Source organism: Fibrobacter sp. UWR3, from assembly GCF_900143055.1.
In the GTDB taxonomy this organism is placed as follows: domain Bacteria; phylum Fibrobacterota; class Fibrobacteria; order Fibrobacterales; family Fibrobacteraceae; genus Fibrobacter.
The window spans coordinates 208,381-224,874 of record NZ_FRCW01000003.1 but is presented as its reverse complement, the minus strand read 5'-3'; the positions used below and the strand labels follow the sequence as shown (position 1 = coordinate 224,874).

General features: G+C 56.5%; 14 protein-coding genes and 1 tRNA gene. 6 read left to right on the top strand and 9 right to left on the bottom strand.

Annotation, left to right across the window (positions count from 1 at the left end):
• Positions 1 to 40: 40 nt before the first annotated feature.
• A complete protein-coding gene (locus BUA44_RS05000) occupies positions 41 to 1,801 on the top strand; it encodes an FISUMP domain-containing protein (RefSeq protein WP_072809271.1) in 1,761 nt (586 codons plus the stop codon).
• A 71-nt stretch (positions 1,802 to 1,872) separates the two neighbouring features.
• Here the strand turns inward: BUA44_RS05000 and BUA44_RS04995 are convergent.
• Both BUA44_RS04995 and BUA44_RS04990 read right to left on the bottom strand, forming a co-directional pair.
• Positions 1,873 to 1,946, bottom strand: a tRNA-His gene (locus BUA44_RS04995).
• Between the two features lie 98 nt (positions 1,947 to 2,044).
• Positions 2,045 to 2,407, bottom strand: a complete 363-nt coding sequence (locus tag BUA44_RS04990; RefSeq protein WP_072809268.1) for a hypothetical protein — start codon at positions 2,405 to 2,407, stop codon at positions 2,045 to 2,047.
• 66 nt (positions 2,408 to 2,473) lie between these two features.
• On the opposite strand from BUA44_RS04990, the gene BUA44_RS04985 reads away from it, so the two are divergent.
• Positions 2,474 to 3,607, top strand: a complete 1,134-nt coding sequence (locus BUA44_RS04985; RefSeq protein WP_255370464.1) for a ComEC/Rec2 family competence protein — start codon at positions 2,474 to 2,476, stop codon at positions 3,605 to 3,607.
• A 270-nt stretch (positions 3,608 to 3,877) separates the two neighbouring features.
• On the opposite strand, the gene BUA44_RS04980 is transcribed toward BUA44_RS04985, so the two are convergent.
• Complete coding sequence (locus BUA44_RS04980) at positions 3,878 to 4,675, bottom strand: acyl-[acyl-carrier-protein] thioesterase (RefSeq protein WP_083579487.1); 798 nt, start codon at positions 4,673 to 4,675, stop codon at positions 3,878 to 3,880.
• Between the two features lie 103 nt (positions 4,676 to 4,778).
• On the opposite strand from BUA44_RS04980, the gene aroA reads away from it, so the two are divergent.
• From aroA to dacB, 3 genes are read left to right on the top strand one after another with little or no spacing between them, the layout of a single operon-like run.
• Positions 4,779 to 6,083: a 3-phosphoshikimate 1-carboxyvinyltransferase gene (aroA, locus tag BUA44_RS04975; protein WP_072809263.1), complete on the top strand. Its 1,305-nt coding sequence runs from the start codon at positions 4,779 to 4,781 to the stop codon at positions 6,081 to 6,083.
• Positions 6,084 to 6,088: 5 nt separating this feature from the next.
• Positions 6,089 to 7,672, top strand: coding sequence for an extracellular solute-binding protein (locus BUA44_RS04970; protein WP_178348742.1), 1,584 nt, complete (start codon positions 6,089 to 6,091; stop codon positions 7,670 to 7,672).
• Positions 7,672 to 9,858: a D-alanyl-D-alanine carboxypeptidase/D-alanyl-D-alanine endopeptidase gene (dacB, locus tag BUA44_RS04965; protein WP_072809258.1), complete on the top strand. Its 2,187-nt coding sequence runs from the start codon at positions 7,672 to 7,674 to the stop codon at positions 9,856 to 9,858. Before BUA44_RS04970 ends, dacB begins: the two co-directional genes overlap by 1 nt.
• 85 nt (positions 9,859 to 9,943) lie before the next feature.
• Here dacB and BUA44_RS04960 read toward each other — a convergent pair whose 3' ends face one another.
• Genes BUA44_RS04960 through BUA44_RS15005 form a run of 3 tightly spaced genes read right to left on the bottom strand, consistent with a single transcriptional unit; the run spans position 9,944 to position 12,958 of the window.
• The gene (locus tag BUA44_RS04960) at positions 9,944 to 10,399 is read right to left on the bottom strand and encodes a hypothetical protein (RefSeq protein WP_072809255.1); all 456 of its coding nucleotides are present in this window, start codon (positions 10,397 to 10,399) and stop codon (positions 9,944 to 9,946) included.
• A gap of 30 nt (positions 10,400 to 10,429) precedes the next feature.
• A complete protein-coding gene (locus BUA44_RS04955; RefSeq protein WP_072809253.1) occupies positions 10,430 to 11,542 on the bottom strand; it encodes a GTP pyrophosphokinase in 1,113 nt (370 codons plus the stop codon).
• A 15-nt stretch (positions 11,543 to 11,557) separates the two neighbouring features.
• A complete protein-coding gene (locus BUA44_RS15005) occupies positions 11,558 to 12,958 on the bottom strand; it encodes a TIGR02172 family protein (RefSeq protein WP_083579485.1) in 1,401 nt (466 codons plus the stop codon).
• Between the two features lie 127 nt (positions 12,959 to 13,085).
• Here BUA44_RS15005 and pgi point away from each other — a divergent pair, with 127 nt between their 5' ends.
• A complete protein-coding gene (pgi, locus tag BUA44_RS04940) occupies positions 13,086 to 14,750 on the top strand; it encodes a glucose-6-phosphate isomerase (protein ID WP_072809251.1) in 1,665 nt (554 codons plus the stop codon).
• Positions 14,751 to 14,933: 183 nt separating this feature from the next.
• Here the strand turns inward: pgi and BUA44_RS04935 are convergent, their stop codons facing one another.
• Genes BUA44_RS04935 through BUA44_RS04925 form a run of 3 tightly spaced genes read right to left on the bottom strand, consistent with a single transcriptional unit; the run spans position 14,934 to position 16,353 of the window.
• A complete protein-coding gene (locus BUA44_RS04935) occupies positions 14,934 to 15,515 on the bottom strand; it encodes a Spy/CpxP family protein refolding chaperone (protein ID WP_072809248.1) in 582 nt (193 codons plus the stop codon).
• Between the two features lie 3 nt (positions 15,516 to 15,518).
• A complete protein-coding gene (locus BUA44_RS04930; protein ID WP_072809246.1) occupies positions 15,519 to 15,869 on the bottom strand; it encodes a hypothetical protein in 351 nt (116 codons plus the stop codon).
• On the bottom strand, positions 15,862 to 16,353 hold the full coding sequence (locus BUA44_RS04925; RefSeq protein WP_255370463.1) for an RNA polymerase sigma factor: 492 nt from the start codon (positions 16,351 to 16,353) through the stop codon (positions 15,862 to 15,864). Before BUA44_RS04925 ends, BUA44_RS04930 begins: the two co-directional genes overlap by 8 nt.
• Between the last annotated feature and the right edge of the window lie 141 nt (positions 16,354 to 16,494).

Sequence of the window (16,494 nt, the reverse complement as noted above, 5' to 3'; positions counted from 1 at the left end):
GAATTTGTATGAAAAATTAAGGACGTGCCTTCGAATTGTTTTGGCTCCGGCCTGTGTGTTTGTGCTTGACGCTTGTTCCGATGGCAGGGATGTCGCGGGAGGAACCTCGGAAGATGCCGGCATTGTCGCCCTCGCGGGCAAAAAGCTTTCGGGTGCGGTGCAGAAGGGCCCGTTTGTGGAGGGCTCCAGCGTCGTACTCCGGGAAACATCTGCGGAAGGGAACCTGGAACCCACGGGCAAGGAATTCAATACCACGGTCATCAACGACAAGGGTGACTTCGAATTCGATAGTCTTGATTTGGAAAGCCCGTATGCGCTTCTTTCCGCCGAAGGCCACTATATTCGTGATGTCAGTGGCGAACGTTCTGTGTGCGTCTTGCACCTTAATGCCATTACCAACATGGAAAAACGTATTACCGCAAATATCAACTTGCTGACGCATTTTGAATACAAGCGTGTATTGAAGTTGGTCAAGGATGGCGTGCCCTTTGCCCAGGCCAAGAAACAGGCTGCTGCGGAAGTGCTCGCCGCATTCGGTGTCTTCATTCCCGTAAATTCCGCGGAAGACCTGAACATCTTCAGTACATCCGCTGCGGACATGGCTCTTTATCATATCAGTATTTTTGTGGATACTCGAGACTTCATTATTCCTTGGAATGGCGAAGGAAACGAGTGGGAATATAGGATGGACCCGGCCAATACGGACTGTGGCATGTTACAGGATTATGTGGATGGATACGCCGATGACCTGGAAGAAGACGGAACCCTCAGCGATTCCTTGATTGCGCCTCTTGCTTACACTGCCTATTTATACAATTCCTTGGGCAATGTGATGCACTCTGGCGAAACCGGCTTGATTGGTAGGGACGAGTACGACCTTATGGCGGAGAGGCGTTATTTCCACCATTTGGTACTAGATCATTATCTTGGCTTTGAAACCTGCGATGAAGACCATTGGGGGGAATCAAGAAGACTTGACAAACCGTTCGTAGATGACAATGATGATTGGATGACGTATGTGAACCCTGCCTACTTCCTTTGCGATGGACATAGCTGGAAGTTCACGACTAAGGGGCACCTCGATTCCCTCAAGATGCCGATACCTCACGGGTCGGGAACTATGAAGGATCCGCGCGACGGCCGGGAATACAAGACGGTAAGTTTCGAGTTCAACGGGAAGAAGTATGAATGGATGGCCGAGGACCTGATGTACAGTGGTGAAACTACGGTCAAGCATTCCAGGAGGGGTGGCGTAGATGTGACTCCGACCGGAATCTATAATTGGACGACTGCCATGGGGTTGAACGAAAGCTATATGTCGAGGCCTATCAAGGATGGCTTGATAGATTCGCTGCATCAGGGAATTTGCCCGGCCGGCTGGCATATATCCAATAGCCTGGACTGGGAAGCCTTGATTACCTATGTCGGGGGAGTCAACAATCTACTCAATGAATCCTGGAGGACAGACTCCGAAACCGCATCTGATAAAGACCTGGTGGGCGTATTCTATAACAGGTTCGACTTCAACCTTTACCCGATGGACAGCAAGTACCTGGACCTATACTACCACACGTATACGCACAAGTCGTTTGTCGGAGATATAGAAAAAGAGCGTTCAGAGTGGTGGGATTACTACGAGGAGCATAAGGACACCGAGGACGTTGAATGGATCCTTGAATATGCGAATTCGTACGCAAACTACAGGATTTATGATAATTACGCTTTCGAAATTTCGATTGATTACGGCGTGATGACCGACAATCGACGGAAGGCAGGGCGAGTCCGCTGCGTAAGGAACTGAAGCAGTCTGTAAGGAGGAGGCTGTTAGGAGGAGAACGAAGAAGGCCCCGCAAATTGCGGGGCCTTTTTTCGGGTGGATGACCGGACTCGAACCGGCAACATCCAGAATCACAATCTGGGACTCTAACCAATTGAGCTACATCCACCATGTAGCGAGACCAAATATAAAAAAGCCATCCCAAATTTCAAGGGATGGCGTGAATTTTTTGGTAAAAAAGGCGAAAATGCGCCGCCGGTAGCGGTTTTACGCGTTCTTTTTCTGCATGACGCGGATGAAGTTCTCGCGCTTGAAGTCGTTGCGGTGTTCCATGCAGAAACGAGGATACACGGTCTGCTTGGGGAAGACCTTGATGGTGAACAGCTCGTTGCAGCCTTCCAGACAGCACTTGAAGGTCAGGTCCATCGATTCCGTGTAGTTGTGGCGGAAGATGATGTTCTTGGACTCGATGCTCTCCACGTTCTTTTTCTGCTTCTGGCGCAACTTGATGTCGCGGTGCAGTTCGCAGTACTTGGCAATCGGGTGTCCCCAGAACTCGCGGCCGCAGCCGGGTTCCTGGCAGATTTTGAGCTTGATACGCTTCTTTTTCTTGTATTTGGGTAACTGCATGCTGTAAAGATAGCAAAAAAAGTGGCGTTTTGGCTCATTTTGGGGGGTAATCCCGTATATATAGGTATGAGATACTTCTTTTTGCAAGCAAAAATGCTGGCCTTCGTGGCCATTTTCGCCCTGGTGGCATCGTGCGGGTTCGTTATCGAGGAGGGGTCGCCGGAACCTTCGCCCCTGCGGGTTACGTTCCTGGACGTGGGGCAGGGACTTGCGGTGCTGCTCGATTGCGGGGGGCGGTACGCGATGTACGACATGGGGCCCGATTCTGTGGGTGTGGTGGATTCGCTTGTCGCCCGCGGGGTCGATACGCTCGAGTGGGTGGTGGTGAGCCACAACCACAGGGACCATGCGGGCGGGTTCATGGAACTTGCGGGTCGCGGTGGGGGTTCGGGTTTCGCTCGGGTCGGGGGAGGTTTGTCGCGGGCTGGAAATGGCTTGTTTCTGGGCGGAACTGCGCCGCGGGTCGGGGATAGTTTATCGCGGGTGGAAGGTTTATCGCTGGTCGAGGAGCGTTTATCGCGGGCCGAGGGGCGTTTATCGCGGGCTGGAGATGCGCCGCGGGTGTACGTGCGCCGCCTGTACGTCGGGCCCGATACCTCGGGCGGCTTCATTCGGGATAGCGTGCTGCGGGTGGCCCGCGGGTTTGGCATTCCGGTGGATACGCTGGTGCGGGGCATGTCGCTCGGGCTTGCTGCGTGCGGGGCGGTTGCGGGCATCGGGGATGTCGGCGGGTTGCCTTCGGGCGACGGGGAAGGTTCGCGCGGGCTGTCTTCGAACATCGGTGATGCCCCGCGGTTCGACGTGCTCTGGCCGCCGGACTACGTGCGGGAGGGCGGGAACCCTGCAAGTGTGGTTGTGCGGGTGGAATTCGGGGCGGCCTCCCTCCTGCTGACGGGCGACCTGGACTCTGCGGGAGAACGCCGCCTGCTGGAACTTTCACCCACGCTCTCCGCGGGCTTGTTGCAGGTGCCGCACCACGGGTCTGCGGGCAGCAGTTCGCTCCGGTTCATTTCGCGTGTTGCGCCGGATTACGCCGTGGTGAGTGTGGGTGCGGGCAACGCCTACGGGCACCCCCGCGAAGAAGTCGTGCGCAAGTATGCCTACGTGCTTGGCGATACGGCGCGGTTCTTCCGCACCGACCTGCAGGGGAGCGTCGGGTTTGAAATGTGGCCCGATATCGGTGTGGTGGTTGATGAATGATGGCGGTTTTGTTGTTTTGGCAGACCAGATTGCTGCAGAATGCTCTGTGGGTCTGCTGGAAGTAGCGAAAATCGGAGGAAATATGCTTGCGATGGTGCCCTGAGGGGGCTTTTCGGCAGACCAAATCGCCTGTATAGTGGGAAAAGGTCTGCTCGCGGGGATAGAATTGTGGTTTCTTGTTGAATACAAACTAATAAACGGCAGACCTAGTGCTGGAAAAAGCCTTGCTGGGTCTGCCGAACCTCAAAAAATCCCCCCGCAGTCTTTACCCTAGTCAGCGAACCCGATGCGTGCCTGGAAATGGCAGCGTGGAGGTTGCGCATTCCCCGTGGCTAGCAAACCTCCTGCGGTCTGCGCGGCTTGCATGTCGTCTTCGTTCATCCCGAATATATAGGCGTGGTGGTTCGTGTTCTTGAAGCGCACTATGGCGACGTTCCCTCCGAGCGGGACCTGCGAGATGAAATTCATTTGTATGGAACGGATGCGACGGCTCTTGACCTCGTCGGCATCGAGCGAGTCCATAACCCAGTCCACGTAGCGGCAGTGGTTCACGTGGTTGTTCATGTCGAGGTCGCTGTAGTGCGCCTGCTCGGTGCGCAGTACCCGCGGTTCTATTTCGGGGCTCAAAATGTCCATCATCTCGGGGAGCGCGTTCTTGCCCGCAAATAGCGGGATGGGGTAGGGGCTGTTCGCCGGGTTTTCCGACTTGCCGGTCTTCATGTTCACGAGCAGCCAGCTCGATGTCGCCTGCGCGATGGAATGCCCCTGCGAATCCACGATGGAGTAGTCCTTCAGGACGACCTTGTCCTTGTAGAAGTCCTTCGCCCAGGTGGATATCGAAATCTTCTCGCCCCACACGGGCTGGTGCAGTATGCGTATCTTGATGCGCGTGATGACGGTGGTGTAGCCCGCCTTCATCATTTTCCAGAGCCCGAACCCGTTCGCCTCGGCATCGGCGATGGCGGTCTCTTCCATGAACAGGAACAGGTTTGAAAGTTTCAGGCGGCTGTGGTGGTCGCAGTCCGAGAAGCGGATTTCAAAGTCTTTGGTCGTGATGCCTTGTTCCATGTTTTTACCTGCACGTTGTATGTGATTGCCGGTGCCGTCAAATGGCCCGTTTTTGGAACGGGCTGATTTACGGTTATCTTGTAAAAATGTATAATTTTGAAATATGGATGAGTTTCAGTTCCGCCCCTCTTATATACAGTTACCGGCATTTAGTACGTTTAGCGGTGAAGTCCGGCTCCCGGGCTCCAAGAGCATTACCAACAGGGCTTTTTTGATTGCGGCCCTCGCGCGCGGCACAACCCGGCTCCATAACCTGCTGAAAAGCGACGATACCCGCTACATGGGCGAGGCGCTCCAGAAACTCGGCGTGAAGATTGATTTTTCGGATGACTATTCCGAGGCGGTGGTGACCGGGAACGCGGGCCCGATTTCGGTTGAGGGCGTGGTAGATTTGTACCTCGGCAATGCGGGCACGGCGATGCGCTCGCTTACGGCGGCGCTCACGCTCGGCTGCGGGGAATTTTCCCTCGGGGGCGAAGAACGCATGAGCGAACGCCCGATACGCGACCTGGTGGACGCTCTCCGTTCGCTCGGGGCAAGCATCGAGTATCGCGAGACGGAAGGCTACCCGCCGGTGCATATCAAGGCCTCGGGCCTTGCGGGCGGCTATGTGGAGGTAAACGGCAATATTTCGAGCCAGTACCTGACGGCGCTCCTCATTTGTGCGCCGTATTGCAAGGTTCCACTCCACATTCACGTGAAGGGTGAACTTATTTCTGCTCCGTATATCGAACTGACGATGGATGTCATGCGCAGTTTCGGTATCGAGGTCAGGCACGAAAACCTGCGCGACTTCTACGTGCCGCAGGGCGTGTACACTGCTCCCGCCGATTACGACGTGGAGGGCGACGCGAGTTCGGCAAGCTACCCGCTGGCAGCTGCTGCCATTGCTCGCGGCAAGGTGCGCGTGCTCGGCGTGGGCAAGGACAGCATCCAGGGCGATGTCGCGTTTGTGGATGTCCTCCGCAAGATGGGGGCAAGGGTGGAAGTTGGTCCGGATTGGATCGAGTGCGACGGTAACGGGTGCAGCCTCCACGGAGTGGACCTGAACCTGAACGACATTCCCGACGCGGCGATGACGGTATCGGTGCTTGCACTGTTTGCCGACAGCCCCTCGAAGATAAGCGGTATCGCGAGCTGGCGCGTGAAGGAAACCGACCGCATTGCGGCGATTTCTGCGGAACTCCAGAAGTTCGGCGCGCGCGTGACGACCGACATGGACAGCATCACGATTGTGCCTCCGGAAAAACTTGTGCCCGCGACAGTCGAGACATACAACGACCACCGCATGGCGATGTGCTTTAGCCTGGTCTCGCTCGGTGGTGTTGCGGTGAAGATCATGGACCCCGCCTGCGTAAACAAGACTTACCCCCACTTCTTCGAAGACTTTACCCGACTCGCAAAATGATCCGTTTGTCCCGACATATCGTGCGTGCAGCAGTTGCGGTTGCCCTGGTGGCGACGGCGGCGGTTGCGGTGCCGGAATTGAGGAGTGCTGACGCGGATACTCTCCACTTGTGGATGATGGATAACGGGCTCGGCTCGCAGAAGGCGGTCAAGAAACTCGTGAAGAAGTTCCAGCGTGACACGGGTATTCCTGTAGAAGTGCGCGTGCTCAACTGGGGCGAGGCGTACGATGTCATTACGAAGGCCTTTGCGAGTCCCGATTCTGTCGCGGATTTCCCGGATGTTATCCAGTTGGGGTCTACCTGGGTTCCCCACTTTGCGTCGGTAGGCAGCATACGCCCGCTCGATTCCCTCATTGCGCAGGTCGATTCGTCCCGATTCTATGCGGAAGCGTTCCGCGCAAGTCACATCGGCGCAGGCAAGGAAGTGTACTCGTTCCCGTGGTTCCTCGACGTGCGTGCACTTTTTGCGAACGAGTGGCTGTGGCATACGCTCGGTATCGAGGAATCGGACATCGCGTCGTATTCCAAGTTCATGGGTGCGCTCCGTGCCATCAATCGTGGTGAACTCAAGAATTCCGAGATGAAGCGCGTGGCGGCGTTCGCTCTGCCCGGTCACGAGGATTGGACCGGCCCCCAGCAGATGGCTCCGTTTATCTGGAATTTCGGTGGTGATTTCCTGGACTGCAGGCAGGGCGCATGCACGAGTGCCCTGCTTGACCAGAAGACGCTTGACGGGCTTGCCGTGTATGCGGCGATTCTCGGTGACGAGGAACTGGCCCCGCAAAGCCTGCACGAAAATTCCCAGCAGAACGCGGTGCGGTTCATCAATTCCGAACTGCTTATCCATTACGGTACCTCCGAACTTATCCGCCAGCTGGAGTTTTCCGAAGAGGCGGGCGGGCTGCGTTCCAGCGCGATTGCCGATGACGGCATCATCATCCTTCCCTTCCTTGCGTCCTCGTTCAAGTCCACGTTCGTGGGCGGGAGCCACCTTGTCTTGCCGACAGGGGGCGATTCGACGAAGTTTGCCGCGGCGCAGTCCCTGCTTGCTTACCTGTTGCGTACCGACAACCTGGACGCGTACTGCCGTGCCGTGGGCTTTTTGCCTTCCGACCGCGGGCTCATAAGCATCTGGAACCAGGACCGCCGTTACTCGCAGTTGGTGCAGAGCCTCGAAAGCGGCAAGAGCTTCCCGAACATTCCTCAGTGGGGCGCCATCGAGGGCGTGCTTATCAAGTTTGCAAACGACATGGGCTCCATGTTCGCCGTGACGGAAGACAAGGCTGCCCGCAACCATGAACTCGCGGAACTCCTGGTGCAGGCGCATTTCAGGATAATGGAGATACTGGGCCAGAAGGAAACTGAAAAGGAAGCTGACCTGGTTGCGCGCGCGGAAACTGCCTTTGCGACAGAAATACAGGAAATCGAACCCGAAGACCTGCAGTTCGAACCGCTCCCGACTCCGCAGCCGGCGTGGCGCATGGTGTTCTTTGCGGGTATTGCCGCGGGGCTCGTGATGATTGCCCTTTTCGCGCGGCTGGTTGTTTATTTTGTCCATAACCGCAAGAAAAAAGGGACGAAGTCCTGATGAAGTTTTTCGCGAGGTTGGTTTCCCTTGCCCTTTGGGCGGTACTGCCTGCGGTTGGCGCGGGGCTGGATGTCGCGGAATACCAGGCCTACGTGGATTCCTTGTTGCCCGAGGTGAGCTTCGGGTTATCCGTGCGTTCCGTGAATACGGGCAAGGAACTGGCGAACATCAACGGGAACGAACTGTTTACGCCCGCGAGCACCATGAAGACGCTCTCCACGGCGACGGCGCTCCATTTCTTGCCGCTCGATTATGAACCCGAGACGAAGTTCTCGCTTATGGGGGCGCAGGAAGGAAATGTGTTTAGAGGCACGCTGAACGTCCGCGGCGAGGGTGACCCGAACATTTCGGCACGTTACTACACTGATCCGCTCATGTGGCTCTACGGTATTGCCGATTCCATCAAGGCGCTCGGCATCGATACCCTCAGGGGAAGGCTCGTTCTTGATACTTCCTATTACCAGCCGCCTTGGAAGCCGGAACACTGGCGCAGCGACTTTTATGATTTCTGGTACGGGGCCGAGGTGACTCCGCTCCAGTTCAACGACAACAGTGCTGTAGTGCGTATTAGGCCCGGTGTAAACGAGGGGGATACGGTGCGTGTTTCCGTGTTGCCCGACGTGGGTTATGTGCGTGTTGTGAACAAGTTAATTACGACGAAGGCGCCCTTGAACAAGCGCGGGCGCAAGATGAGACTCAAGTGGAACCGTTCTCTTGACCCGGTAGAACCCGTAGTTACCGTAGAGGGCGAGTTCGATATCGATTCCGACTCGAGCCAGTTCGTGATTCCCGTCCGTGGCGGTATCGGGTATTTCCGTGCGGCGATGCTTACCGCGCTCCGTGACCGCGGGGTAGCCTTCCGCGAAGATACGACGGCTCCTGCGAACCCTCTCGTGAAACAGTATGCGTTCTCTACCGCGCCGTTGCTCAGCATGCTCGACGAGATTAACCAGCGGAGCCAGAACCTGCATGCCGAAACGCTTTTCCGCAACGCCGCCGCCCGCGAGTTCGGGGTGGGGAGCGTCGAGACGGGCAAGATGCTTGAACGCAGGTTCCTTGCCGCCATCGGGGTGGATTCCAGCGGGTTCGAAGTGTACGACGGTTGCGGGCTTGCTCCAAAGAATAAACTGAAACCCTCCGCCGAATCGCAGATGCTTGCCGCTATGGCGCGCCACCCCAAGCACGAATACTACATCAATTCCTTCGCGAGCCCCAAGATCGGTTCCGGCAGCAAGCGCATGTACACGCTGCAGTACCCGTGGGCGACGCGCTTCAAGACGGGTTATATTGCGGAGGTGCATGGCCTTGCGGGTTACATATTTGCGCAGGGCGATACGCTTGCCGTGGCGATGTACCTGAACAAGACAGGCAAGAACAAGGACGGCGACTGCAAGGACGTGATGGATACCCTGTGGGTCAAGCTTGTCGAGTGGGCGAATGAGGGCTTCCCGTCGCTTGTGCGCATGAAGGACATGTGGATTGCCGCGCAGGGCGTGAAGGGCCTCGATGCCCGCCTGGAATACTTCTCCAAGAAATTGCAGGGAACGCCCTACCGTCTCGGGCCCATGGGCGAGGGAACGCTTGACCCGATTGAGCCCAAGCCGCTCGTTTATCTGGATTCCGTGGACTGCGTGACCTTCCTGGAACACACGCTGGCGATGGCTCTTGCCCCGAGCGAGGATTCGCTGTTTAACGTACTGCAGAAAATCCGCTATCTTGGCGGGGAAATAAGTTACCGCACCCGCAAGCACTACCTGCTTGCCGACTGGGTGGGCGAGGGCATGTTTGCCCGCGTGCTCCCCGTGGAAGGTGATACGGTAATATCGCGCACGCTCCCGAAGAAGGACTTTTTCAAGGCGAAACGCATGAAGTACCTGGTCGATGGCAAGGAAGCCGATGACCCGCAGGTGGAAATTCGTTACCTGCCCTACGACAAGGCGCTCGAATGGGCGAAGGTCCCGCATTCCGATAGCCTGAAGGTGCTTGGCGTTGCCTTTGTCGCGAAGTCCGAAAAAATCGATGCGACCCACACCGGGTTTGTCGTGCTAAATCCGGGAGAGGCGCCCAGACTGCGCCATGCATCGTCCCAGAAGAAACGCGTTGTGGACCAGCCTTTTGCCGAATATCTCGTAAGCCGCAAGGGGAAACTTCCCGGCATTACCTTGTTCGAATTTATTGCGCCGTAATCCTGCTCGTCACACCGAAGCGCCCTCGGCGCAAGGGTGTCCATAGATACTCTTGCTGGACAAAGTCCGGCTGCGGTATGACAGTCTAGTCCCCGTAATCGAATGCCAGGATGGCGACAAGCCCGTGCGTTTTTTCGCCGGAACCCTGCCCTTCGCCGTCTGCGCCTTCAAAAGCGGTCCATGCGTCGGGCATCCACCCGTAGGCGTTTGTCGTCAGTTCCTTCCCGAGGGCGATTTCTGCCGACTCAATGTCTTCCCACTTGATGCTCCCGCCGGGCGATGTGTAGTAGCGCAGCATCCCGAGCGCCTCCATCGATTCGGGATGATCGTCGACCAGCTGGTACACGCAATCCTTGTAGCTGCTGCCCGAAAGCCTCAGCACGCGGTAAAGGCGCTTTCGCCCCAGGAACTTCGCGAGGTCGCCCTGGTGCGTCGCGATTTTTGAGCCGGGCCCGAAAAAGACCGCCAGTTCCTTGAAAATCTCGGACCCTTCTTCCATGAGCGGTGAAAGTTTCTTGATGAGCGCTTCAATTTCAGACATGTTCAAATCCGCTGTTCCTTGGCAATCCCGCTATTTCTTCTGCATGAACGAGAGCTGCGATGCCTTCTCGTAAAGGCGTTCGGCCCGCTGCTTGTTGCCGTCGGATTCACCGTACAGGATATCGAATATGTCCTTGAGCCCGAGCGGGCCCGAGCCCGACTTGAGCGCGTAGACGGTAATGAGACTCATTACCCCGAGCGATGAACTGATGATGTCCAGGTCGGTATTCGCGAGCTGGAATGCCGCCAGCTGGAAGGCGTCGTCGGAATTTTCCTTGATGAACCTGTCCAAATCGCCGAGGGTCTTGAACCCCAGATGCTTGAACACGTCCAGGTACTGGCGCAGCGGGGACTTGCTGATTTCGGCCTGGTTTATGGATGCGATGCGGTTGTTGAGCGCGTCGAAGGGCTTGAGCTTCAGGTAGTTCGCATACGAATCGCCGTCGAGCGAGACCTCCTCGAAGTTTCCGGTACTCACGAGCGACTGCACGCGGCGCCGGTATTCGTTGATGCCCGTGCGTATCTGGCAGAACTGCTCGTCGGCAAGTTCCAGCAGGCCCGCGAGCCTGTTGATGCTGCGCAGGTATTCCTTCGGGATTTCGACCCCTGACTTGTATCCGGTATCGTGGTCGAGCACCGACCATACGTGTTGCAATGCGGTACGCATCTGCACTTCGAACCGTATGTCGTTTATCTCGGGGAATTCCGGGTCAAAGAAAATTTTTTTCGGGACGCGGCAGATGTAGTGTAGCGAACTGTAGCCGAAACTGTGCAGGTCGTGCATCTTGCGCTTGTCGATGCTGTTTTCCCAGTCCACCTCGAAAGTGTTCCCGACGATTGCCGCAATCTTGTCGACCTCGTCGTAGTAGAACGTGATGACGCGCGCACCCAAAATGTCGGTAAGGTCGCTGAGCGTGTGGTACTTTTCGCCCTTGCGTTCGAGCTTGCCCACGAGGCTCTTCTCGTCCTTGACGCGCGCCTCGATGGCATTCACGTAGATGTGGTTTTCTGCCATTGCGTTTTCAAGAATCCCGCGCACGACCGTGAGCAGTTTCTCGAACATCGCGTGCTTCTCGCGGAATTCCTCGATAATGAATGTACCCTGCGGATGCAGGCCGTAACTTTCTACAGGAACAACAGGCATGGGGCAAGTCTCCGGTTAGAATTTTTCCAGGATGGAATGTTTCACGAGTTCGAACATTCCCGCAGGCGGGTTTCCCGTCCAGGTGTAGTACATGAGCATGAGGAGTGCCGCGAAGGGCTTTACCTTCTCGTCGATGCTTGCGAGCGGCTCTTCCTTGCCGAAATATTCGGGAACGAAGTAGGTCCAGACCTCGAGCATCTGCGCCGCGCTGATATGGAACAGCTTCTGCGCTAGTTCGTCGTCGCCCGTGTGCGAAACAAAATAGAGCATGCCCACGTCGTAGAGCGGGTTCCCGTAACTGAAGGCGGAAAGGTCTATCCAGAAGTTCTTTTCGCCGTTCGTGATGATGTTCCCGATGTGCATGTCACCGTGGATGCAGGTGGTCGCCTTCGGTACGCTGTCGATAAACGCCGAGATTTTCGCCTTTTCCTCGTCGGAGTATTCCTTGAGCTTGGTGATTGCCGCGCGGAAGCGGTTCTCTGTCGGGCTGAACAGTTTCGTGTCGCAGGGAATCGCGTGGAGTTTCTTGCATTCGCGGGCGAATTCCTCCGCATAGCGCCGGAGAGTCTCCGGTTCCTGCGAAATCGCGCGGGCAAAGGACTTCTTGGGCGAGATGCGCTCGAATTCCACGCCGATGCGGGTGCCGTCCGTTACCAGGCGGTGCGCGTGCGGGATGTTCAGGCCTTTGTCGGCAAGGTTCCATGACACTTCGAGTTCGCGGTGGGGCTCGCTTATCGGGACAAACGGCGCGTAGAGCTTCATCATCGTCTTGCCGTTCTTGTGGTTGTAGCTTATCGCAGTATAGCCGTCGCCACTTTCCTCGTAGTCGTCCATGTTGATGCGTTCGGGCTTGGGTTCGCCAAAGATTTCGCGGACGAGTTGCCCGAATTCGGTAAAGGCGAATGTGCCCGCCAGTTCGTGCAGTGCGCGCTGGAGCCCGCGGTAGTGCCATTCGTGTTCGGCAACATCCTTCACGTGGAATATATTCCAGATGGCGTCACCCTTTTCCTTGAAATCGCGGTAGATGGCACGGGCGTTACTGAGCTTGTCGGAAAGCGCTACGATTTTCGCGTCGCGGCTTGCTTTTGAGAGACGCTCCATCGAGGCCTGCTTGCGGGCATGCCAGGAAGCTTCCTCGGAGACCCCTTCCATAAATACGTCGGATTCCTCTTCTACCAGTTTCGCGACGCGCTCGCCGAATTCACGGCGGATGTCGTCGAGTGTGACATCGGTATCTTCGACCGTATCGTGCAGTGCGGCTGCCGCCAGGAGTTCCTGGTCGCCGGTCATGGTGGCGGCAATCGAGACTGCCTCCATCGGGTGGACAATGTACGGGAAGTCCTTGCCCCGGCGCTCTACGCCCTGGTGCGCCTTTACGGCGAAGACGATTGCCTTGTCAAGTAATGAAGTATCCATGCTTTTGAATGTAGCATATTAGACGAAAGAACGGACCTTCGGCCCTACAGACGAAAGACGAAAGAGAGCCTTTTTTCTAACTTTTCGCACGAAACATGAACCCGCGTGTAGCGGAAAGGATTAATCTATGTCGAAACTGACTGATTCTCAGGAATGGAAGGCCCTCGAGGCCCACGCCGAAGTCGCCAAGACTTGGCACATGAAGGAACTCTTCGCGAAGGACCCGGCCCGTGCCGAGAAGTTCAGCCTGGAAGCCTGCGGACTCTTCCTGGACTACTCCAAGAACATCATCACCGACGAGACCATGGCCAAGCTCCAGGACTTGCTCAAGTCCGCCAACTTCGACGACATGCGCAAGAAGTACTTCGCCGGCGAAAAGATTAACACCACCGAAAAGCGCGCCGTGCTCCACACCGCTCTCCGCTACAAGGGTAACGATCCGATTTGCGTCGACGGCAAGGACGTGATGCCCGAAGTTCGCGCAGTTCTCAAGCACATGGAAGACTTCACCCACCTCGTCCGCAGCGGCAAGTGGAAAGGCCACACCGGCAAGTCCATCAAGTACGTGGTGAACATCGGTATCGGCGGTTCTGACCTCGGCCCCGTGATGGTGACCGAAGCCCTCAAGCCCTATGCAGACAAGCCGATTGCCGGCGAATACTCCCCGGAAGTTTACTTCGTTTCTAACATCGACGGCACGCACATGGCCGAGACCCTCAAGAAGGTGAACATCGAAGAAACGCTCTTCATTGTCGCTTCCAAGACTTTCACCACTCTTGAAACCATGACGAACGCCGAAACCGCCAAGGCTGCCGTCCTCAAGGCTTTCAATGGCGACGAAAAGTCCATCGCCAAGCACTTCGTTGCGCTCTCCACCAACACCGAGGCCGTCGCTGCCTTCGGTATCGACACTGCCAACATGTTCGAATTCTGGAACTGGGTCGGCGGCCGCTACTCCCTGTGGTCTGCCATCGGCCTCTCCATCGCTCTCCGCATCGGCTTCGAGAACTACATGAAGCTGCACCAGGGCGCCTACGAAATGGATCAGCACTTCAAGACCGCCCCGGCCGACAAGAACATGCCGGTTATCCTCGCCCTCATCGGCGTGTGGTACAACAACTTCTTCGGCGCTTCGAGCTATGCGATGCTCCCGTACGACCAGTACCTGCACCGCCTTGCTGCCTACTTCCAGCAGGCCGACATGGAATCGAACGGCAAGACCGTCGACCGCGATTCCAAGCGCGTGAACTACCAGACGGGCCCGATCCTCTGGGGCGAACCGGGTACGAACGGCCAGCACGCCTTCTACCAGCTCATCCACCAGGGCACCAAGATGATTCCTTGCGACTTCATCGCCCCGGCAAACAGCCACAACAAGATTGGCGATCACCACCAGAAGCTGCTCAGCAACTTCTTTGCACAGCCCGAAGCCTTGATGAACGGCAAGACGCTCGCCCAGGCCCAGGAAGAACTCCGCAAGGACGGTAAGAGCGAAGAAGAAATCGCATTCCTTGCCCCGCACAAGGTGTTCGAAGGCAACAAGCCGACCAACTCCATCATGATGGACTACGTTTCTCCGGAAACGCTCGGCGCCCTCATCGCCATGTACGAACACAAGATCTTCACGCAGGGCGTTATCTGGAACATCAACAGCTACGACCAGTGGGGTGTTGAACTCGGCAAGCAGCTCGCGAAGAAGATCCTCCCGGAACTTGCCAAGGCTGATGCCGAACTGAACCACGACAGCTCTACCAACGGGCTCATCAAGTGGTATAAGGCTCACCAGAAGTAAGTTGAATGTCATTGCACTTCGTGCATGACTGCGTCGGTTATCCAATGCGTGTGCAAGCACCCGCGCTGTATAACCTAGCATGTCATTCTGGAGTGTCCGTAAGGACACGATAGAATCCAGGAACTTAAAAAACCGCGGTTTAAGCCGCGGTTTTTTGCTATTTACGACAAGTTTGTCTAAAAGTTATTCCTGCGGGCCCTTTTTCCTGCGGTCCTTGAATTCCTTCATGCGCTCCTTGTGGAACTGATTGAACTTTTCCAGCTGTTCCTTGGAAAGCACTTTCGCGAGGGACTGCACGCCGTTGATGCGGTGTTCGAGCAGGGCCTTGTCGGCATCGAGCACCTTGGCCTTCGCGTTTTCGGTTGCGGCCTGGTCGCCGCTTTCGAGCGCTTCGCCCAGTGCCTTCTCTGCGTCGTGCTTCTGTTTGCGCAGTTCCTTGAATATGGAATCTCCCTTCGCGCGGTTGGCATCGAGAGCGGCCTTCTGCTCGGGAGTCACCTGCAGGAGCGAATCGATGACTTCCGGGTTCATGTGCCCCCTGTGCTTATGCCCCTTGTGGAAGTCACCGTGCGGGCGGTGGTCCTTGTGAAAATCGCCATGCGGTCCCGGAGGCGGGGGAGGCGTCATGCCTTGGCGCATGCACTGCGACATGTCAGCCTTCTGGCAGCAGCAGGCGCTGTTCTTGCTGCAGAAGTTCCCGAGGATAACCCCGAGGGCAAGCGCGAACGCGACTATACCTGCGATGAATAGTTTGGAATCTTTCATAGATTACTCCTTGGTTAAATAGCTGAACCCGACAGTTTCCTCGAGGGTTTCGAAATCGTCGTCGTTTGTTGAATTCCCGAGGCCGTTGTACCAGTTGGTGATATCTTCCGAGGCGACGTTCTCGAGGGAGATTTCTTCGGTGGAACTTTCGATTGCGGGGAGAATTGCGGTGAGGCTTACCAGCACGAGGCTTGCCGCGAGCGGGATGGCGCTGTACAGGCTCCTGATGCTCAAGATATTCCCCTTGTGGGCGCTGGCGTTGGCCTTCGCGTCGAGGCGTGCGCATACCTTGCTCCAGGAATCCTCCCGGGGCGTAATGCGCTCCATTTTCGAGAAGTCGATCTTGTCAAGCATTTTTCAGTTTCTCCGTTATGTAGTCCTTCACGAAGTGCCTTGCGCGGCTGAGACGCGCCTTGATGGTGCCGTCCGGCATGCCATATATTTCGGCGAGGTCCTTCACGTCGAGGTCTTCGGCATCCTTGAGCCAGAGCATGCCCCGCGTTTCGGCGGGGAGTGCGTTCAGCCCGAGTTGCAAGAGTTCCGGGTCGAACTGGTCGTTGCGGGGGGCATCCTGCTTCCCGAGGGTTTCCTTGACAATCGTGTCGAGGTTCAGTTCCTTGAGTTCGCCGTGGCGCTTTTCTGCCCGCAGCTTCATGAGGCAGGCGTTCACGGTGAGCCGGTAGAGCCAGGTCCCGAGGGCGCTTTGCCCGCGGAATGCCCGGATGGCGTCCGGAATGCCGACAAATACGTCCATGAGGATATCTTCGGCGCGGTCGCGGTCCTTGAGCATGCGGAAGGCGAGGTTCAGCATCTTGGTGCTGTGTTCTCTCCACAGCATTCCAAGTGCCTCCCGGCTGCCTTCACGGATACCTTTTGCAATAACCTGTTCGTCCATTCTGCTATTTGGATGCACGGGAAAAACCTTCGGTTGCATCTAATTTCCCGAAATAAACATCCCCATACCCGCAACCTCTAATAA